Origin of the sequence: Actinoplanes sp. NPDC048988 (assembly GCF_043197815.1) — a bacterium.
Lineage (GTDB): Bacteria > Actinomycetota > Actinomycetes > Mycobacteriales > Micromonosporaceae > Actinoplanes.
This window is the reverse complement of the sequence record NZ_JBICTW010000005.1, coordinates 409335-428617: the sequence shown is the minus strand read 5'-3', so window position 1 is coordinate 428617 and position 19283 is coordinate 409335. Positions and strand designations below refer to the sequence as shown.

Here is a 19283-nt window from a genome sequence, read left to right as displayed (position 1 = left end):
TCGGGCGCGTGACGCGGGAAGCGCTTTACGTGCGGGCCACCGCCGCGGTCGCCGCCGCCGGCACCGCCTGGTGTGTGGCCTATCTCGGCGCCGGCATCGGCGCCGAGGCGACCGCGTACGTCTTCGTCCCGGTCGGCGGTGCCCTCGCGACCGCGTCGCTCTACCACCTGACCCGCCGGAACCCGTTCTGGCGGGCCGTTTTCGTCTCCATCGGCCTGATCACCGTCGGGTACGCCTGGCTGGCCGTGGACTCGCTGGCCCACGCCGACGAGGTGCGTACCCGGGCCATGCCGACCCCGGCCGCGGCCGTCGCCGCCCTGGGCTTCCTGATCGCGATGGGTGCCCTGGCCCGGGTGCCGGTCGCCCCGGCCGGCGTCACCGAGCGGTGGCCCATGGTGCTCGACCGGATGATCGCCTTCCTCGGCTGCGCGGCCGTGCTGTGGTACATCGGCCTGGCCCCCATGCTGACCGCCCGCGAATCGCTGAGCCGGCAGGCGACCGTGCTGGTCGGGCTGGGCCTGCTCATCGCGGTCGGCGCGGCCACGAAGGCCTCGTACATCGCCGGCGGCCCGGTCGACCGCGTGGCGATCCGCTTCATCGCGGCCGCCGGTGGCGTGCCCGCCGCCGCCACGGCCGTCCTGGCCGTGCGGTTCGGCCTGATCGCCAGCGTCCCGGCCCAGGCGATCGTGCTGCCCCTGGCCCCGCTGCTCATCACCCTCGGCGTGGCCGCGCAGACCCGCGCCGACCACGGCCTTCGCCCGCCCGCGCGGGTCGGGGTGCTCCTTCCGTACCTGGCAATGATCTTGGTCGATGTGCCGTTGATCGCGGTCGCGCTCGGGGAACCGCTGCGCTGGCCGGTGCGGGTCGCCCTGATCGCCGCCGTCGCGGTGACCGGCCTGGTGATGGTGCGGCTCTACCTGACGTCCCGCGAGAACACCCGCCTGCTGCGCAACGCGAAGGCCCAGGAGGAGCGGTTGCAGTACGAGGTGAGCCACGACGGGCTGACCGCCCTGGGCAACCGCGCGCTGTTCCGGGACCGGCTGGCCGACGCGCTGACCACCACCGGCCGGGCCTCGGTGCTGCTGATCGACCTGGACGACTTCAAGACGGTGAACGACCTGCTCGGCCACGGCGTCGGCGACCACCTGCTGGTCTCGGTGGCCCGGCTGCTGGAGGCCGAGGTGGGCGGCGACGGCCTGCCGGTCCGGGTCGGCGGCGACGAGTTCGCGGTGCTGACCTGCTCCGGCGCCGAACCCGAAGAGCTGGCCGTGCGCCTGCTGCGAGCCCTGGCCCACCCGATCAGCGAACACCGGCTGCTGGTCCAGGCCAGCATCGGCATCGCGACCGCCGCACCCGGCGCGACCGTCGACTCGGTCCTACGCGAGGCCGACGTGGCCATGTACACGGCCAAACAGCAGGGCAAGGCCGGTTTCGTGCGCTACGTGGACGGCCTCGGCGAGCCGGTGCTGGCCCACATGCAACTCGGCGGCGAGCTCCGCCGAGCCCTGGACAACAACGAGTTCCGGGTGGTCTACCAGCCGATCATGCGCCTCGACGGCACCCGTCTGTTCGGCGTCGAGGCGCTGCTGCGGTGGCACCACCCGACGCGGGGCGAGGTGGCTCCGGCCGAGTTCATCCCGGCCGCCGAGCGCACCGGCCTGATCGTGCCCCTGGGCCGTTTCGTGCTGCGGGAGACCTGCCGCCAGGCCGCCGAGTGGCTGGCCGAGTTCGGCCCCGACGCCCCGCGCGAGGCGGGCCTGAACGTCTCGGCCCGCCAGCTGCACGACCCGGACTTCGTGGCCGACGTGGCCGAGGCCCTGTCCGACAGCGGCCTGCCCTGCGAACGCCTCGTCCTGGAGGTCACCGAGTCGGCGGTCCTGCGCGGTCAGCAGGTCTCCCGCGCCCTCCACGAGCTGGACCGCATGGGCATCCGCCTGGCCCTCGACGACTTCGGCACCGGCGAGTCCTCGCTGAGCCTGCTGCGCGCCTTCCCGGCCGCCATCGTCAAGCTGGACAAGTCCTTCGTCGACGGCATCGAGATCGACGACGGCCACCCGGCGGCGGCCGGCGCCCGCCAGGCGGTGGCCCGGGCGGTCATCCAGCTGGCCCACGCCCTCGGCCTCGACACGGTGGCCGAGGGCATCGAGAGCCCGGAACAGGTGACGACGCTCCGCGAGCTCGGCTACACGCTGGGCCAGGGCTACCACCTGGCCCACCCCATGCCCGCGGCCGAGGTCTCCCGCCTGCTGGCCCATCAACAGTCGGCCGGCTCAGGCCGCCTCGGCGGCGCCCGGTGACGACCTGTCCACATGAGAATCGGCCGGCATGACCGACTCTCAGTTCGACACCGGTGTCCCGCACTCGGCCCGGGTCTGGAACCACTGGCTGGGCGGCACGGACAACTTCCCGGTCGACCGGCAGGTGGGTGACCAGTTCGCGGAGTTCTACCCGGACATCACGGTGGTGGCGCGGTCGTCCTGCGCGAGGTCGACGAGTTCGGCGCGGTCGCCCGCAAACCCTGAGCCTCCGTCAGCCCGGCAGGGCCGGGCGGCCGGGCGCCTCGGGGGCGAGTTCCCGGGCGGTGACGGCCTGGTCCAGTTGAGCGGCCAGGCTCGGGATGGTGCTGGAGGTCAGGTAGGTCTCGGCGCCCGCGTCGAGCATGCGCCGGATCGGGCCCAGGTAACGGACTCCGAGGTCGTCGTCCTCGATTTCGGTGACGACGACGCGGGCCTGGGGGAACGTCGACCGGAGACAGCCGATGAGCTGCGGGCTGATCGGCGGCACCAGCAGCACGTCGGCCGTCTCCGGCGCGTCGTGCATGTCGACCACGATGTAGCCGGCACCGAGCCGTTCGGAGAGTGCCGCCCGAGCCTGCTCCGGCAGTTTCATCGCGGTGGCGACAACGGTCACGTCGTCCCGGCCGGCCGGAAGCGGTTCGATCTCGGGCCGGCGCGGCACGACGACATTTCCGGTGATCGTCCCGATCGGTGCGCCGGCTCGCATGACGACCAGCTCTTCGCCGGGCCGCAGGGCCTCGATGAGTTCGACGACATCGCCGGGAAGACTGGCCGCATCGATGTTCATCCGGCGAGCATACGAACGGGACGCTAGCGGAGGCGGCCGCGGCGCCACTGCCAGTGGTGGCCGGCTGTCAGGTGGTCGATGACGGCTCGCTGGAGGACGGTGTCGCGGGGGAGCTGGTCCAGCGGTGTGGTCAGCGTGCGGAAGACGAAGCGGCGGGTCTCGACGTCGGCGTCCAGGCCCTCCGGTTCCTCGTACGGCAAAATCTCGAATCGCCGCTGGAAGCGGGCGATGTTGGAGTCGGCCGGCAGGTAGTCCAGCAGCTGCGGGTCGAGAAGCCAGGAACCGCAGGTGAAGCCCTCGTAGTGCTCCTCGGGGAAGTGGCGCGGGAAGAACGCTCGAGCCTCGTCGAGCGACGCGTCGATCGCGGCCGGGGTGAGCGGGCCGGCTTCGGGGATGTGCAGGTCGATGGTGGTGTCGCCGCGCTGGTACTGCAGGCGGCCGAGCTCGTAGAGGCCGCCGCGCACGTGCAGGGTCAGCCAGCTCTGCATGACCGGCCAGCCCTCGCCCCTCATCCGCCGGTCGACGGCCAGGTTGCGGCCCAGGTCGGCCAGGGTCGCCCGGGTGACCTCGCCGGGAATGCCACGGTCGCGGTGGTACGCCGTCACGACGTCGACCAGGGCAAGGTAGACGTAGACGAAGTACCGGGGCAGGGCCGGCCCGGGCGCCAGCCAGCCGTAACCGCCCAGGTCGGCCCGGACCAGCGCGGTCGACCGGTCGAGCAGCCAGCGCAGCTCCGGGGTCCACAGTGGCGAGTCCGCCCCGGGCCAGCCGGCCTGGATCTCGGCGGCGTCGTCGGCCCGTACCGCCAACCGCTCGAGAATCGCGGGCGCCGCGCTGACGGGCGGCACCTCGGCCGACGGCCGGTCACCGGCGAGGCGGTGCACCCGCTCGATCTCCCCGGCCGGCACCCCGAGCCGCGCCGCGATGTGTTCCAGCTCCACGACGGACGACCCTATCGCTACCGTGGCGGTGTCGCTCGTCCAGCGCTGGGAGGCGTCTCGTGAAGCTCCTGCTCACCTCCGGTGGGGTCACCAATCCAAGCATTCGAGCGGCTCTCGTACGCCTTCTCGGCAAGCTGGTCGAGGAAAGCCACGCCCTGGTCGTCCCGACCGCCCAGTGGGGCCACCCGATGTGCGGCCCGCAGTCCGTGCGGGGCCTCGCCGTCGGCTTCGAGCACCTGACCGGGCTGGGCTGGGCGTGCTGGAGCTGACCGCGCTGCCGACGGCCTCGGCAACCCGTCCTACGCCATCGACGAGCAGACGGCCATCCAGGTCGTCGACGGCGTGGTCGAGGTGATCTCCGAGGGCGAGTGGGCGAAGTATCAGTAGAAGATGAGCCAGCCCAGCCCGAGGATCAGGTCACAGCCGTACACATAAGCCAGTATGAAGGCGAAGGTGGACTCCCCCATGGCGACCGTCCACGCGGCGGCCTCGCCCGCCTTGACCAGGAAGACGCCGGCGAGCAGGAGCCACAAGATCCTGGCCCACCCGAGAGTCAGCAGCGGACCGTCCAGATCCTGGTAGACCGCGATCCCGACCAGGACCGGCGGCACCAGACCAGCGAGAAGGATCAGCACGTACACGGCGGCGACCGCCATCTCGCCCGGCCCGAGGGCGCCGGGCCGGCGCCGGCTCACGACCCGCTCGCCGCGAACCGGGCGTCGACGGCATCGCTGAGTTTCCCTGTCATCGCCCCACCGTAATGGTCAACGGCAAGCTGTAGCGCCGCTCCGGTTCGGCGCCGAGCAGGAACCGGACCGTCATCGACGAGGTCGCCGGCCGGTACTCGCTGCGCCACAGGGTGACGGCCTGACCCTCGGCCGTCTCCTCGGCCCGGACCAGGTCCAGGGCGGCGTGCACCCCGTCGCTCACCCGGCGTTCGAGAAGGCGAAGGCGAGCGTGACTGTGGTCCTCCCGATCGGCGGCGGGTGTCGACAGGAGATGGTTGGTGACGATCAGCGGCTCGGCCCCGGCGTCGACGATGTGCTCGGCGTTGTCACCTTCCCGCTCCCAGACGAAGGCGTCACCCGTGGCGTCGGCGACCAGGAAGTGGCACGTGCTGTAGCGGGTGTAGTGCTTGGCGCCCAGCAGCGCCTCGCGGGCCTCCTCGGCCGTACGGCACCGATCCAGCAGGAACCTCGGCACCTGGGCCTCGTCGAGGCCGGCTTGCGGTGCGTTGGTGGGCCGGACGGTGTCGCCCTGGCCGTCGGCGAGCTCGACCACGCACAAGCCGGCCTCGTTGATCCCTTCCAGGCAGCCGCCCAGGTTGTTGCCGGTGATCGCCACGGAGGAGAGGCCCCGGTCCGGGTGCATCTCGACCACGTACGGCCGGGCCAGGGCGGGAAGTCGCCGGCCGGCGAGAGGCGGTTCGGTCTCGATGACGGAGGCGTGAATGTCGAAGTTCCGTACGACGGTGGGCGGCGACCATACCGCCGAGCATCCGCCGTTCAGCGGCAGCCCGTTCAGCTCGTCCACGCACAGCGACGGATCCTCGCCGTCCACGCCGAAGGCGTCGGCCATGCCCCGGGAGCGCTCATGGTGTTCGGGCCAGTTCGCCTCGAACCACCCCCGCCGGGCCCGCCCCAGCACGGGCGCCACGCGGCGCGGTGCGGACCCGTACGCCCCGATCGCGGCCCGGGCCAACGCGAAGCCCATCTCGGCCTGGCTGCCCCGCACGATCAGATGCGAGGCGACAGCGAAGTCACCCGGTACGCCGGCGATTCTCACAGAGCGCACCATAGGGCCCGGGGACGACGACCGGACACGCGCCCTGGCGCAAGGCCGCGGCGGCCGATACGGAGGGGCGCTACCAGTCCCGCCAGTCGTCGGTGAGCTCGGCCCGGTCGATTCCCCGGCGGGCGGTCAGGGCGGCCACGTCCACGCCGGCCGCGGTCAGAACCTGGTCGACGTACTCGCAGAGATCTTCGCGCTCGCCGGTCTCGATGTGGCCGTCGTCGGCGTCGTTCAGGGCCTCGACGACGCGCTCGACAGCAGCCCACACGTCGGTGTCCGGGGCGGAGCCCAGGCCCGCGGCCTCCCGTTCGAAGGCCACGAGCGCCGCCTCGACCGCGGCCGTGAAGTCGGGCGGCCACAGTTCGGCCGCCCAGGGGTTCTCACCGGCTTCCGCTTCGCGGCGCCAGCGGTCAGTCGGTCTCGTGATCATGGGGACGAGGATAGCGGCGGCGGCTCACCAGCAGGGCCAGGACGGCCAGGCCGGCGGCGACCAGCAATCCACCCAGGACGAACGGCAACGGGCCGCTGCCCTCGTCGCTGACCGTCTTGAGGATCAGGGGTGCCGCCGAGGAGGCGCTGACCGCCGGCTCGGCGCTCTCGTCCGCGGCCACGGTTTCGGTCGCGGTGGGGGAGGGCGACGGCGGGGTCGTGGCCGGCGCGGCCACGGCGGCCAGGGTCAGCCGCACGCTCGCCGTCTCACCGGCGGCGCCCTGAACGGTCGTCCGGCCGGTGCGATAGCCGTCCCGCGCCCCGACGACCGTGATCCGGCCCTTGGCGATCGCCTTGCCGGTGCTCGACTTGACGGAGAACCGGCCGTTGCGGTCGCTCGTCGCCCGGTACTCGTGTCCCGCGCTGTCCCGCACGGTCAGGGCCACGCCCCGGAGCGCCTTGCCCTCGGCGTCGCGCACTCGGCCCGACACCGCGTCCACGATGGACGGCGTCTCGGGTGCGGACGTGCCGCCGACGTAGACCATCTTGTAGTCGTAGCTGTTCTGCCCGGCCAGCCGTACGGCAACCGAGATGTTGAGACCCGAGGTCTCGCCCGGGCTCACCGGGGGCGCGACGACGGTGGCCTGGAAATTCTGGCTCTGGCCGGCCTTCAGGTTCGGCTCGGCCCGGCAGCCGGTCGCGCAGGGCAGGCCGCCGCCGACCACCACGATGGCCGTCTCGGCTCGGCTCCCGGTGTTCGTGACGCGGAACCGGACTCGCACCTTGGCGCCGGGCTGCACGTTTTCCGCCGACACGCGCAGAATGCTGATCGGCGCCGGTGCGGCCGTCGCCGGTGCCGCGGACACCGCGAGCGTTCCCCCGGTCAGCGCGATGAACGCCGCGGCCATCGCCGTTCGGGTGTGCCGGCGTGCCGTCACTTCCCACCACCTCGTCCGCGCGGTAGAGCGACATCGGTCGATGACGCCGCCGGCCACTATGCCACGGCGTGAGCGTTCTGCTTATGCGGGCGAGGTTCCCGGCCATTGACTGGCACGACGACTCGACGTGGGCGCCCGCGCTTGTGGGCGTGCGTTCCGCGTACATTACCTTCCATCCCGACCTCGGGCTGCCCGGCGCGGCCGAGATCGTGGGCACCTTCGCCAGGACAGCGGCCGGGGCCGGCGTCGAGCAGTTGGTGCTGCTCTCCGGCCGTGGGGGGCCGCTCGCCCGGCGGGCCGAGCGGAACGTGCGGGCGGCCGGTACCGGCTGGACGATCGTGACCTGCTCCTGGTTCATGCCGAACTTCAGCGAGGACTTCCTGGTCGAGGCCGTTCGCGGCGGCCGACCTGAGCCGGGCCACCGGCCGCCCGGTCAAATACACGCCCATTTCCCATTCCGAGTACGGGGTGGTGCTGCGCGACGCCGGTCTGCCGGTCGAACTGGGCGACATGTTCCGCCACATCCGCGACGGCCGTAACGTGCGCACGGCCGACGGCGTACGACAGGCACTCGGCCGTACGCCGGGGGACTTCAGCGCGTACGCCGACCGGTGCGCGGCCGCCGGCGTCCGGGATCCGGCCGGGTAGCCTGCCGTTCATGCAGCCCACCTCGAAGCTGGAACGCCGCGTGGTGACCGCCGCCGAGAAGGCCTTGGAGCGGCAGCGGTACGTCAGCCCGCTCGACGTGCTCACCGGGCTGGGCTGGCTGCCGCCGGGCCAGGTCACCGAGTGGCGCCAGGGCCGGGCCCCGGTTCTGGAGGCGGTGGCGGCGGTGTCGAGCGACCGGATCGCCGACGCCCTCGAGATCTTCCACCGCTGGGTCCGCGGTCGCGGCTTGCAGCCGAGCCAGGTCGAGTACGTGGCGGCCACCCGCGACCGCCGCCGGTTGCGCTTCACCGAGGCGGGCGACGAGACGGCGTACCGCACCCATTGGATGGCCGCCGAGCTGACCGAGAAGCAGCGCGACCGGATCGCCGCCCGCCAGAGCAAGGCGCCCGACCTGGTCGTGGTGTTGCCGGCCCGCGAGTTCACCTGCACGGCCTGCGCGCAGACTGGTGCCGGCATGCTGATGATGGAGGACGGCGGCCCGATCTGCCTGACCTGTGCCGACCTGGACCATCTGGAGTTCCTGCCGGCCGGCGACGCCGCCCTGACCCGCCGGGCCAAGGCGGCCAGCCGCCTCTCGGCCGTGGTGGTCCGGTTCAACCGTTCCCGCAAGCGCGACGAGCGCCAGGGCCTGCTGGTCGAACGTTCCGCCATCGACCAGGCCGAACAGCAGTGCCTCTCGGACGAGGACGCCCGGGCCCGCCGCCGCCCGCTCCCTCGACCCCGACGCGGTCACCCGGGCGGTGGTCGCCTCGATCCGCCACGAGGACACCCCGTACGACGACCTGCTGATGTCCGGCGTCCCCCGCGAGGAGGCACGCACCCGAATCCGCCCCGCCATCGACCGGATCCTGGAAAAGTGGAGAACCGATGAGTGACCGTTCACCGAACGCCTCGTTCGGAAGTCTTCTCCGCGGTCACCGGCACGCCGCCGGACTCAGCCTGGCCGAACTCGCCGCCGCGTCCGGGGTCAGCGTCCGCGGCATCGGTGACATGGAGCGCGGCCGCAGCCGGCGCCCACAGACCCGGACCGTGCTGGCCCTGGCCGAAGCGTTAGGGCTGGACGAGGCCGCCCGCCGCCGGCTGACCGCCGCGGTCCGGGGCGGCGCCGAACCGGCCGCCGGTGGCCTGCCGGCCGGAGCGGGTGACTTCACCGGCCGGGACGCCGAGATGGCGGCCATCGCCCGGTACGCCGCCGGCACGGACGCGGCCGTCGTGGTGGTGGCCGGACCGGCCGGGACGGGCAAGACCACCCTCGCCGTCGAGGCCGGCCGGCGGCTCGGCGACCTGTTCCCCGACGGCGTGCACTTCGCCGACCTGCGGGGGATGGACGTGCACCCGCCCGGCAGCGGCCGGCTGCTGGCCGAGTTGCTCACCGGCCTGGGTGTGCCCGAGCGCGGGATACCCGCGGGCACCGAAGCGCGCGCCGAGCTGTTGAGATCGACCCTGGCCGGCAAACGAGCCCTGATCGTGCTCGACAACGCCGCCGGCGAGCAGCAGGTGCGGCCGCTCCTGCCCCGGACCGGTGGTTCGGTCACGCTGATCACCGCCCGCCGGCCGTTGGCCGGCCTCGAAGCGGTTCACCGCGTCCACCTGGACACCTTCGACGAGCAGGAGGCGATCGCCATGCTCGACGTCATCCTCGGGCACGAGACGGACCGGGACGACGTCCGCGCGGTGACCGAACTCTGCGGGCGCCTGCCGCTCGCCCTGCGCATCGCGGGCAACCGGGCCGCGGGCGGAAACTTGCGGGAGCTGGCCGGCCGTCTCGGCGACGAACGGGCCCGCCTGGCCCACCTGAGCCCGGACGATCAGGGGGTGGCGGCCGCCTTCCAGCTCTCCTACCGGCAGCTCGGTCCCGCCGCGGCCCGGGTGTTCCGCCGGCTCACGCTGGTGCCCGGCGCCGACGCGGGCCTCGAACTGGCCACCACGCTCGCCGGGCTGTCCCCGGACGACACCGAGGACGCCCTGGACGAGCTGGTCGACCTCGGCCTCCTGCACGTCTCGGCAGCGTTGCGCTACGGCTTCCACGACCTGGTCCGGCTCTTCGCCGGCCGGCAGCTGACCGCCGAGGAGGACGGGCTCCCGGAGCTGACCGCGGCGATGGTCACCTGGCTCCTGGACGTCGCCGGCAAAGCCGGTGGGTTCTTCTCCGAGTCGGCCACCGAGGCGGACGCGGTGGCCGCGGCCGGTGCCCTCACCGGCATCCGGTTCGGCCGCACCGCCGACGCCGAGGCGTGGCTGCGTGCCGAGGGCGCCAACTGGCTCGGGGCCATGGCCCTCGCCGAGCGGGCCGGCCGCCATCGCGAGGTGCTGGACACGGCCGAGGCGATGCACTGGTTCTCCGACCGCTGGCCCTACTGGGGCCACTGGGGTGAGGTCTTCGAGCGGGGGCGGCGGGCGGCGGCCGCTCTCGGTGACCGGGTGATGGAGGCGACCCAGATCAACTACCTGTCCTGGGTGGCGGCCAACCTGGACCAACAGCCGGCCCGAGCGGCCGATCTGGCCTGGGAGGCGAGCGCGATCGCCGAGGCGGCCGGCGACCTCGTCCAGCAGGCCTGGTCGCAGTTCTACGTGTCCGGCGCCGAAGGTCACCAGCGCCGGTGGGCCGAGGCGTCGGCGGCGGCCGACCGCGCGGCCACTCTGTTTCTCGAGCACGGCGACGCGGCCGGCGCCTGCACCTCGCTCAATCAGGCGGCCTTCGGGCAGATCGCGCTGGGCCGGCCCCGGGAAGCTCTCGAGCGGGTCGACCGGGCCCTGGCGATCATCGACAGCGCCGAGCTGACGAACCCGAACATCGCCGCGATCCTGCGACTCGACAGCGGCCGGGCGCGCGGGCGGATCCTGACCATGCTGGAGCGGTACGACGAGGCGATCGACCTGCTGCAGGGTGTCGCCGAGCAGTCGCGGGACATGGGAGCCGGCATGTACGACACGGTCGTCACCGATGTGGCACGCGCCCAGATCGGCGCCGGCCGCACCGACGAGGCGAAGGCGAACCTCCGCCTCGCCATCGAACTGGCCGACAAGACCGGCGGAACCGACCGCTCCGCGCGCTACCGCGAGTTGCTGGCCGACCTCGGCTGAGCGCGCCCCTCCCTCAGGTGAACAGGGCGCGGCCTCGAGCTATTGCGGTCGCAGGTGAGGCAGGTTGCGGAATGTTGTGGTCGGGCACGTCAGGTCCGCATACGGGATGAGCTCCCGGTACGCCTCGGCCAGGCCGTCGAGGAGCCCGCGTTGCCGGTCGGTGAGTGAGTCACGAACGGCCCCCTCTCGAGCATATTGGCGCATACGGGACACAAGAATCGAGAAACCAGCGGTGTACCGGGGGAGTCCTTGGCCGGCTGCTTGCAGGAGGTGGTCCGCTGCGGCGCTGTGCCGGCCGCGAGCGGCCGCCGTTTCGGCCTCGATGATCGCCACGTCGGTTGTCCACGCCGAGTCGCCGCGAAGGCGCTCGATCAGGTCATCCACCTCCGCGAAGTAACCTCTTCGAAGCGTCAGATAGCAGCCGATCAGCACCTCACCAGAGGCGGCGGAGCGCCGGGAAGATATCCGTCGGGGCCTCGTTCTCCGCAGGCCCGCCGAGAACAGCAGACCGCCGCGTTCGAGGTCGTTGGCCTGCAAGTAGCGCAGGGCGAGGCGGGCGTTTCGGTCGGCCGGGAAGGCGCTGAGCATCAGTTCGCCGCGGTCCAGGTCTTCCTCGATCAAGCAGGCACCCTCGCTGGGGAGGCCCAGAGCTACGCTCGTCACGCCGTCGCTGACTTCCAGGAAGGACTGCCCCTGGTCGCCCGGCCCCACCTCGGCTCGGCGCCGGCGGCCGGACTCGGTGACCGGCCCGAAGGTCGCGGGTCGGGCCGGTGACAGGAGGGCAGGCCCGGCATGGGTGAGCATCCTGGCCCGCTGCCAGCCGGCCGGTCTTTCGCCGTGCCGGGCCGAGACCAACGGCGCCCGATCCTCCAGATCGGCGTCGGCCGTGTTCACCGCCTCGCGGAGCGCGACTTCCCGTGTCTCGTCCCGCCCCACGTCGACCACCTCCTCGACGAGGTGATCACCGGGCAACGCTACCGTGACAACATAACGACCCGGACCCACGCTGAACGTGACGCCATTCGTTCCCTGACCCACGATCCGCAGGTGCGTGTCGCGGATCAGCACCGGCACTCTCAGCGTGCCCACGTCGACCCGAAGCCCGCTCATTCCACGCTCACCACCTTGGGACGGGCCTGACGGCCGTCGACCAGGAGGGCGACTCCGCTGCGCGTCCGGAACCGGTTGTCGCCCGGTTTCACGATCACGTCGAGGCTGTGCAGCCCGGCCGGTAGATCCCAGCTCGCCGGGTTCGGCTCGAACCGGCCGTCGGCCAGCAGCCCGTTACGGTCACCGTCCCAGATCTCGGCCCGCACGAACGGACGCGCATGGTCGGGGTCGAGCCAGATGGCATACGGGAAGGCGGGCGGTCTTTCGAAATAGTGCACGACGTGGGAGAGCCCGGTCCCACCGCCGGTGACATACTGCTCAGCGTTGTATTGCCGCGCCCGGCTGTTCACCTGCTCCTGCAGAGTGCGCAGCAGACTGGCCCCGGTGACGTGGAACTCTCCTGCGCCCGCGGCTTCGACGGCCAAGCCTCCCAGGCAGTCGAGCAGGGCGGCGGAGAAGATCGTGCCCTCGCCGTCCCGCCGGCCGTAGGCGAGCGTGCCGGGCGCGGCGCTGAAGTAGACCGACGACGAGCGACGGTCGGCGGCGGCGAACGGCGACGGCAGCCCCACGCCCGTGCCGAGGTTGGCGAACCGGGCGAACACCTCCGGCCGGAGGCGGCACGCGTCGACGAAGTAGACCTGCGACTGCGGGAATTGATCGCCGGCCATACCGTGGTAGACCGAGCCGATGTCGAGCGAATAGTCGAGGACCATCCGGTCCTTGGCGAAATCCTGCAGCAGAACCAGCGAGTCCTCGTGGGACAGCATCACGCCGTGCCCGGCCGCGTAGAGGAAACTTGTCCCGCTCGAGTTGCGGTAGTTGTCCTCCTGCCAGCCGAGAACGGCGTTGCGCACATGCTCACGGTCAGCCGGCTCACCCTCCGCAGTGGGCGACAGGAGCAGCCGGATGGTGGCGAGCGGCGCCCGCGGGTTGTGGTAGTGGTCGCGCAGCCAGACGGCGAAGCGATGAGCGCCCGCGGCGGTGGAGCTGAGCGACTTCAATCCGAACGTGAGCGGCCCGCCGGGCAGGTGGTCGTACGCGCTCACGCCGATCACCAGCGCGTGCGTCACCGGCTGGCCGGGTTTGAGCGAGGCGGTCCGGTCGACCCAGTAGGTCACGGGAACAGGGCCCGAGCCAGCGCGGCGTGCCGGGCGGCCACGTCGTCGCCCGGTCCGAGGGCCTCCAGACCACCGCGGGCGTCGGCCGACGGCGCATCGGCCTGGATGGCCGCGGACAGTGCCCGTCCCCGGGCGGCGGCGTCGGCGTTGGCGGCGGCGGCCGCCTCGGCCTGCTCCGCCCGCTGGCGCTGGATGGTCGAGCCGAACAGCGCGCCGGCCGCACCGAAGGCGATGGCCTCGACCGACGCGAACAACCAGGCCAGCCGCGTCCAGGAGACCTCGGTGGTGCGGCTCTGAGTGGCCAGGAACCAGATGAAGACGCCGAAGCCGACCAGCACGACGAGCGCCGCGATCAGGGCGATGCCGGTCAGGCTTCGGGTGCCGCCAGTGGCGGGAGGCTGCTCAGGTTCGGTCACGAAACCCTCTTCCCTCGAAATACCGCGCGAGCCGCTCGACATTCTCATGCGGACCGAACCGAGGCAATCCGCCGCCGGGAGGACGGTCACCGGCGCGCGGCGATCCATTCCTGAAGTTCGGCCAGGGACATCGGCGGCCCGAACAGTTGCCCTTGGCCGAAGTCACAGCCGCTCGCTCGCAACGGTCCGGCGATCGCCTCGATGTCGACGCCCTCCGCCGTCACCTTGACGTCCAGGCTGCTCGCGAGCTTGATGATGGCGTCAACCATGGTCAGTTGCTGTGCGGACGTGGTGATGTCCTGGACAAAGCCAGGGTGGATCTTCAGCTCGTCGATGGTGAAATTACGCAGGTACGACAGCGAGGAGTAGCCCATGCCGAAGTCGGCCACGGCTACCCGGGCGCCGACCCGCCGCAACGACTGCACCACGCCGGGATCCTGCCGCATCAGCGTCTCCTCGCTGATTTCGACAGTCAGGTCGGGTGCGAAGAGGCCGGAGCCGGTCAGCAGACCTCGGATCCGGTCGGCGGCGGCTCCCTCCGCGACGACCGCCTGGGCGACCGCCACCGATACGCCCATCGGCGGGAGTTCACGCAGCTCGTGGAAGGCTCTGGCCAGAACGAGGTCGAACAGTCGCCCGGCGAGACCCGCCTCAGCGGCCAGCGGCGCGAGGTCGCCCGGCCCCAGGGTCGGCATGGCCCACGTCACCCAGAACGGCGCCGCCCGTACGCCCACCAGATCGCCGCTGCTCAAACTCACGATCGGCTCGTAGAGGACCCGTATCGGCTGGCCGTCGCCATCCAGTATCCGGCGCAGCTCGGTGCCCAGTTCGAAGGGTTGGAACAGCTGCACGGCCAGATCGTTGTCCTTGGCCGTATGTGCCGCCATGGTCGCCCGCTGCAGCAGGGTCTCCGGTTCTTCGCCGTGCGCGGGATGCATGGCCACCCCGATCGCGACGTTGATGTCGAAGGAGTGCCCGTCGACCACCACCGGGCACTCGATCGCGGCCCGGATCTCCTCGGCCAAACTCAGCGCGGCGGCCTCGTCAGGCAGCCGGGCCACCACTCCGAACTCGTCGCCGCCGAGCCGGCCGACATGACCCGCTACCGGTGTGACATTCCGCAGTCCCTCGCCGACCCTGGTCAGCAGGCGATCGCCCACCCCATGACCGGCATAGCGGTTGACCTCTCGGAACCGGCGAATGTCGACCATCAACACCGCCACCACCTGATCGCCCCGGCGCTGCCGCAGCACGTCGGCGATGCCCCGCGTGAGGGCCTGGCGGTTGGGCAGGCCGGTCAGCGCGTCCTGGATCACCAGGTTGTGACTGGCCTGAATGAACGTACGTAGATGCCGGGTCTCGCTCTCGCGGTCGGCGAGCTGCCGTTCGGCCCGTTCCAGCAAGGGCTCGCGCAGAAGCAGACGCTCGTCGCGGTCGTCCTCGATCCATTGGGCACACTGGTCCTCGGTGCGGCGCAGCCAGATGAGAAACTCGCGATCGGCGGCCAGCCACTCTCGCAGCCGCGGCCAGGCACGCAGCAGGATCTCGTGGGCGATCTCGACATACTCGACCCCCGCGTAGCTGTCGCCGCCGATCACCAACAGCCTGGTGTCCGGCCCGGCCAGCCGCGCGGCGATCTCCCAGTGCTCCTCGGGCAGCTCGGTACGCAACAGCCGCCGGCCCAGCGCGATGCCGTCGGTCAGGCCCAGACGGCAGAAGACCCGGCGTGCGATGTCCTGCTGCTCGGCGGGCAGCCGGTCGACACACGAGTCGGCGAAATCGGTCAGAGCCGTCCGGGCGCCGCCCAGAGAAGCGTACGAGTTGAGCGTGAGGCGTGGCTCGTCGAGTCGCTCCCACAGCCTGGTGAGCGCGAACTGCACGAGCGGCAGTTCGCCGGCCTGCCCCGAGAAGTCGTCGACGATCTGGGCGACCAATGTCGGCTCGACCCGTACGGGGCGTTCCGGGTCGGCCAGCCGGGCCGGCTCGACGACCGCGGCGCGCAGCTCCTCGGGGCCGAGCGGATAGAGCATCACCGCGCTGCTCTGCAGATAGGGACCGAATTCGCGATCCTCGGCGATGAGCTGGCCGAACAGGTCGTGCCGTAAAGTGATGACGAACAGGCAGCCCGGCTCACGCGGCGCGGTCACCAGCTCGGCCAGCAGCCGCAACATGGTGCGGCGCTGCTCGGGCGGGTGGTCATCGTCGAGGATCTGCTCGAACTGGTCGAGGACCACGACGACTTGCTGGACTCCGGCCGAGGCGCGGACGACCCTCATCGCGTCGGCCAGTCCACGGTCGGCCAGCCGCTTCTCCCACGCCTCCAGTTCGGCGGGCGGGATGGGCGGGCCGGGCGAGGTGCGGGCGGCGAACGCGGTGGCCAGGGCGCTGAGAACACCTCGGCCGGGCCGGATCGTCAGGTGGGCCAGCGCGGCGTGCCGGCGCAGCTCGGCGACCAGGCCGGCCGCCACGACGGACGACTTGCCGCTTCCCGATGGACCGGTCACGGTGACCACCGGCGTGCGGCCGGCCCGGTCGACCAGATCGGCGATCACCTTGTCGCGGCCGAAGAACAGCGCCGCGTCGTCCGGCCCGAACGCGTCGAGCCCTCGGTAGGGACAGGGCGGCGGACTATAGAGGACCTCGGGCCAACAGGCGATCGCCACCTCGGCGCCGAGCAGGTAGGCGTCGCCGCCCTCACCTGGACCGGCCGCCGCGCACAGCACGCCCGCGACACGCGCCTCCCCCTGCGTCCACACCGGACCACCGCTGAAGCCGCCGACGGCCTGGAACGTCCCGTCGACGCGTTGCTCGACCTGGTAACGCCCGTGGTCGACGGCGCCGGCCAGGACGGCCTCGACATGTGCGCCGTTGCGGTGCCGTCCCGGTCCCCAGAACTGCACGACTGTTCCCCCGCGGGCGGGACGGTCGATCATCTCCAACGGGGTGACCCCGTCGGGCAGATCGTCCCGCAGCATCAGGCCGGCCAGGTCGTGGCGGTCGAAGTCGCCGTGATCCGGCCCCCACATCTGTACGGTCGCGTAGGCGATCGGAGTGTCGTCCGGCGCGCCGCCGAAGGGGAATTCCAGAAGGAGCCGCACGTCCTCATCGGGCCGGCGGGTCTCGCGCTGCCCGCGCCCCAGCGCTTCGTTGATCACGTGAGCGCAGGTCAGCACAGCCCGGCCGCCCACCGCGAAGGCCAGCCCGGCGAGCCGGCCGTCGCGCATGACGCGGCCGATGCCGAACTCGGGACCATGTGGCAACAGGAGCTTCCACCCTCTCCGGATGCCAGCCAGGTTACCGGCTCGGCATTCGGCCGCCCGATCAGGTGAACAGGGCTCGGCCCCAGTAGTCGTCCGGACCGGACAGGCCCGGGGGACAGGCGAAGATGGCGCTGGAGACGTGGCGTACGTACTCGTTCATGTCGTCGTTGGCGGCCAGGCTTCGCTGGACCGGGATGAAAGCCTTGGCCGGGTCTCGCTGGTAGGCGATGAAGAACAGGCCCGCGTTGAGGCGGCCCAGGCCGTCCGAGCCGTCGACGAAGTTGTAGCCCCGGCGGAGCATGTGGGCGCCCTTGTTGCTGTCGGGGTGGGCCAGGCGTACGTGGGAGGTCGTGGCCATGAGGGGCTGGCCGTCGGCGCCCACCGCGGTGAAGTCCGGCTCGTCGAACTCGGCGTCGGCGCCCAAGGGGGCCCCGCTGCCCTTGTACCGGCCGATGATGCCTTCCTGCTCGGTCAGGGACGAGCGGTCCCAGGTTTCGATCAGCATCCGGATCTTGCGGGTGACCAGGTAGGAGCCGCCGGTCATCCAGTCCGGGCCGTCGCCGGGCTGGACCCACAGGTGGTCGCGGAGCAGGTCGGTCTGCTCGGCCTTCAGGTTGCGGGTGCCGTCCTTGAAGCCGAACAGGTTGCGCGGGGTCGCCTGGCCGGCGGCGGTCGAGGACGTCCGGCCGAAGCCCAGCTGCGACCAGCGCACGCTGACCGTCCCCATGCCGATGCGGGCCAGGTTGCGTACGGCGTGCACGGCCACCTGCGGGTCGTTGGCGCAGGCCTGGATGGCGATGTCGCCGCCCGAGATGGCCGCGTCCAGGGTGTCGCCGGTGAAGCGGGGGAGCGGCTCCAGCGCCTTGGGGCGCCGGGCGGCCAGGCCGAACCGCTCGAACAGCGACGGGCCGAAGCCGATGGTGATGGTCAACGACGACGGCGGCAGGCCCAGCGCCTCGCCCGTGTCGTCCGGTGGGGCCTGGGGTTCGCCGTTGACCGCGCCGATCTCACCGGCGTCGCGCCCGGCGGTCATCCGGGCCGCGGCCGCGGTCCAGTCGCGCAGCATCTGGACGAGCTTGTCGCGGTCCTTGGTGATGACGTCGAAGGCGACGAAGTGCAAGCGGTCCTGGGCGGGTGTGACGATGCCGGCCTGATGCGCGCCGGCGAAGGGAACGACGTCGGAGACCGGTTCGGGGGAGGAGCCGGAGCGGGTCAGCGCGGTGCCGCCGGCGATACCGGCGGCGCCGAGGCCCACGCCGGCGCCGGCGAGCGTGATGGCTCGCCGGCGCGACATCTTCCAGGGCATGGTCAGGCCTTCTTCGCGACGACCGCGGCCACCTTGCTGATCGGCTCCGCGAGCGCGTTGATCGCGTCCGACAGGGTCTTCAGGTCGGCCTGGGTGAGCTGGTTGTGCAGCTTCCAACCGTCGCCCTCGCGGTACTTCGCGAGCGCGCTGTCGACGTTGGCGAACTCGGTGTCGAGGGTCTTCACCAGCGCCGGGTCACGCTCCTCGAGGACCGGGCGGAGCGACGCGATCGCGGCCTTGGAGCCTTCGACGTTGGCGTTGAAGTCCCACAGGTCGGTGTGCGAGTAGCGGTCCTCCTCGCCGGTGATCTTGCCGGAGGCGACCTCGTCGAGCAGGCCCTTGGCGCCGTTGGCGAGCTGCAGCGGGGACAGCTTCTCGGCGTTGGCCTTCTGCACGATCTCCTTGACGTCGGTCAGCAGCTGGTCGGCGATCGGGCCGTCCTTGCTGATGTCCGGCTTCGCGGCCCACAGGTCCTTCTCGATACGGTGGAAGCCGCCGAACTTCATGCCCTCCTCGGTGACCTCCTCGCGCCCGTCGATGCGGGGGTCGAGGTCGCCGAAGATCTCAGCCACCGGCTCGATCCGCTCCCAGTAGGTGCGCGCGACCGGGAACAGCGCCTTGGCCTCGTCGACCTTGCCCGCCTTGACCGCCGTCACGAACTCGGTGGTCTTGGTCTCGAGGGCGCCGGTCTGGCTCTTGACGTACCGCGAGTAGCTGGCGGTGGCCTCGGCCAGCTTGGCGTCCTCGGTGAGGGCGGGGGCCGAACCGGAGACGGTCAGCGCGCCCCGGATGCCCTTGCCGATCATGCCGGGCTTGCAGGCGGTCTCGTACGAGCCGGCGGGCAGCTCCACGTGCAGGTTGCGCGACAGGCCGGGCGCGATGTTCTCGACCTCGGCCATCACCCGGTCGCCCGGCGCGTAGACGTAGAACTCGGTGACCTTGTTGCCGCCGTTGGTGATGGCGAAGACGCTGGTGCCCGCGTCGACGGTGGTCTTGCCGACCTCACAGCCGGTGTCGGTCGCCTTGACCGCGATCGGTCCGCCGGCCGCCTCGTCCGCGCCGGAGTCACCGGAGCCGCAGGCGGCCACGGTGCAGACCGCCGCGACGGCGAGCAGAAGGGGGGTTTTGCGCACGGTA

General features: G+C 71.8%; 16 protein-coding genes and 2 pseudogenes. 6 read left to right on the top strand and 12 right to left on the bottom strand.

Features of this window, described 5'->3' with window-relative positions; translation table 11 throughout:
• The first annotated feature begins 8 nt into the window (after positions 1–8).
• Together ACGFJ7_RS19965 and ACGFJ7_RS19960 are read left to right on the top strand one after the other, a co-directional pair.
• Positions 9–2297 (top strand): putative bifunctional diguanylate cyclase/phosphodiesterase, encoded by a 2289-nt coding sequence (locus ACGFJ7_RS19965; protein ID WP_392643006.1) that lies wholly within the window; start codon positions 9–11, stop codon positions 2295–2297.
• Positions 2298–2325: 28 nt separating this feature from the next.
• Positions 2326–2466 (top strand): annotated as a pseudogene (locus ACGFJ7_RS19960) (SAM-dependent methyltransferase); the annotation flags it as partial.
• A gap of 63 nt (positions 2467–2529) precedes the next feature.
• On the opposite strand, the gene ACGFJ7_RS19955 reads toward ACGFJ7_RS19960, so the two are convergent.
• Both ACGFJ7_RS19955 and ACGFJ7_RS19950 read right to left on the bottom strand, forming a co-directional pair.
• Entirely contained in the window at positions 2530–3084 is a 555-nt protein-coding gene (locus tag ACGFJ7_RS19955) for a hypothetical protein (RefSeq protein WP_360251670.1), read from the bottom strand.
• Between the two features lie 23 nt (positions 3085–3107).
• On the bottom strand, positions 3108–4025 hold the full coding sequence (locus ACGFJ7_RS19950; protein WP_392643004.1) for an acyltransferase domain-containing protein: 918 nt from the start codon (positions 4023–4025) through the stop codon (positions 3108–3110).
• A gap of 59 nt (positions 4026–4084) precedes the next feature.
• Here ACGFJ7_RS19950 and ACGFJ7_RS19945 point away from each other — a divergent pair, with 59 nt between their 5' ends.
• Entirely contained in the window at positions 4085–4294 is a 210-nt protein-coding gene (locus ACGFJ7_RS19945; protein WP_392643002.1) for a hypothetical protein, read from the top strand.
• 111 nt (positions 4295–4405) lie between these two features.
• Here ACGFJ7_RS19945 and ACGFJ7_RS19940 read toward each other — a convergent pair whose 3' ends face one another.
• The 4 genes from ACGFJ7_RS19940 to ACGFJ7_RS19925 all read right to left on the bottom strand — a co-directional run bounded on the left by ACGFJ7_RS19940 (position 4406) and on the right by ACGFJ7_RS19925 (position 7183).
• Positions 4406–4720, bottom strand: coding sequence for a hypothetical protein (locus tag ACGFJ7_RS19940; protein ID WP_360251190.1), 315 nt, complete (start codon positions 4718–4720; stop codon positions 4406–4408).
• 49 nt (positions 4721–4769) lie between these two features.
• Positions 4770–5810: a carcinine hydrolase/isopenicillin-N N-acyltransferase family protein gene (locus ACGFJ7_RS19935; RefSeq protein WP_392643000.1), complete on the bottom strand. Its 1041-nt coding sequence runs from the start codon at positions 5808–5810 to the stop codon at positions 4770–4772.
• Between the two features lie 79 nt (positions 5811–5889).
• Positions 5890–6246 (bottom strand): hypothetical protein, encoded by a 357-nt coding sequence (locus ACGFJ7_RS19930; RefSeq protein ID WP_360251184.1) that lies wholly within the window; start codon positions 6244–6246, stop codon positions 5890–5892.
• Positions 6227–7183 (bottom strand): carboxypeptidase-like regulatory domain-containing protein, encoded by a 957-nt coding sequence (locus ACGFJ7_RS19925; protein WP_392642998.1) that lies wholly within the window; start codon positions 7181–7183, stop codon positions 6227–6229. The genes ACGFJ7_RS19930 and ACGFJ7_RS19925 overlap by 20 nt, the downstream gene beginning before the upstream one ends.
• 468 nt (positions 7184–7651) lie before the next feature.
• On the opposite strand from ACGFJ7_RS19925, the gene ACGFJ7_RS19920 reads away from it, so the two are divergent.
• From ACGFJ7_RS19920 to ACGFJ7_RS19910, 3 genes and pseudogenes are all read left to right on the top strand, one after another.
• Positions 7652–7831 carry a hypothetical protein gene (locus tag ACGFJ7_RS19920; protein ID WP_392642996.1) on the top strand — a complete coding sequence of 60 codons (180 nt, stop codon included), beginning with the start codon at positions 7652–7654 and terminating at the stop codon, positions 7829–7831.
• A 758-nt stretch (positions 7832–8589) separates the two neighbouring features.
• A pseudogene (locus ACGFJ7_RS19915) lies at positions 8590–8727 on the top strand (DUF2293 domain-containing protein); the annotation flags it as partial.
• Positions 8720–10936, top strand: coding sequence for a helix-turn-helix transcriptional regulator (locus tag ACGFJ7_RS19910; RefSeq protein WP_360251175.1), 2217 nt, complete (start codon positions 8720–8722; stop codon positions 10934–10936). The pseudogene ACGFJ7_RS19915 and the gene ACGFJ7_RS19910, both read left to right, overlap by 8 nt.
• Before the next feature lie 39 nt (positions 10937–10975).
• Here the strand turns inward: ACGFJ7_RS19910 and ACGFJ7_RS19905 are convergent, their stop codons facing one another.
• From ACGFJ7_RS19905 to efeO, 6 genes are all read right to left on the bottom strand, one after another.
• Complete coding sequence (locus tag ACGFJ7_RS19905; protein ID WP_392642994.1) at positions 10976–12004, bottom strand: hypothetical protein; 1029 nt, start codon at positions 12002–12004, stop codon at positions 10976–10978.
• A 38-nt stretch (positions 12005–12042) separates the two neighbouring features.
• Positions 12043–13164 carry a caspase family protein gene (locus ACGFJ7_RS19900; protein ID WP_392642993.1) on the bottom strand — a complete coding sequence of 374 codons (1122 nt, stop codon included), beginning with the start codon at positions 13162–13164 and terminating at the stop codon, positions 12043–12045.
• A complete protein-coding gene (locus ACGFJ7_RS19895) occupies positions 13161–13580 on the bottom strand; it encodes a hypothetical protein (RefSeq protein WP_392642991.1) in 420 nt (139 codons plus the stop codon). Before ACGFJ7_RS19895 ends, ACGFJ7_RS19900 begins: the two co-directional genes overlap by 4 nt.
• 86 nt (positions 13581–13666) lie before the next feature.
• Complete coding sequence (locus ACGFJ7_RS19890; protein ID WP_360251163.1) at positions 13667–16840, bottom strand: EAL domain-containing protein; 3174 nt, start codon at positions 16838–16840, stop codon at positions 13667–13669.
• Positions 16841–16901: 61 nt separating this feature from the next.
• Positions 16902–18146, bottom strand: coding sequence for an iron uptake transporter deferrochelatase/peroxidase subunit (gene efeB / locus ACGFJ7_RS19885; protein ID WP_360251160.1), 1245 nt, complete (start codon positions 18144–18146; stop codon positions 16902–16904).
• Between the two features lie 2 nt (positions 18147–18148).
• A complete protein-coding gene (gene efeO, locus ACGFJ7_RS19880; protein WP_360251157.1) occupies positions 18149–19279 on the bottom strand; it encodes an iron uptake system protein EfeO in 1131 nt (376 codons plus the stop codon).
• Positions 19280–19283 lie beyond the last annotated feature (4 nt).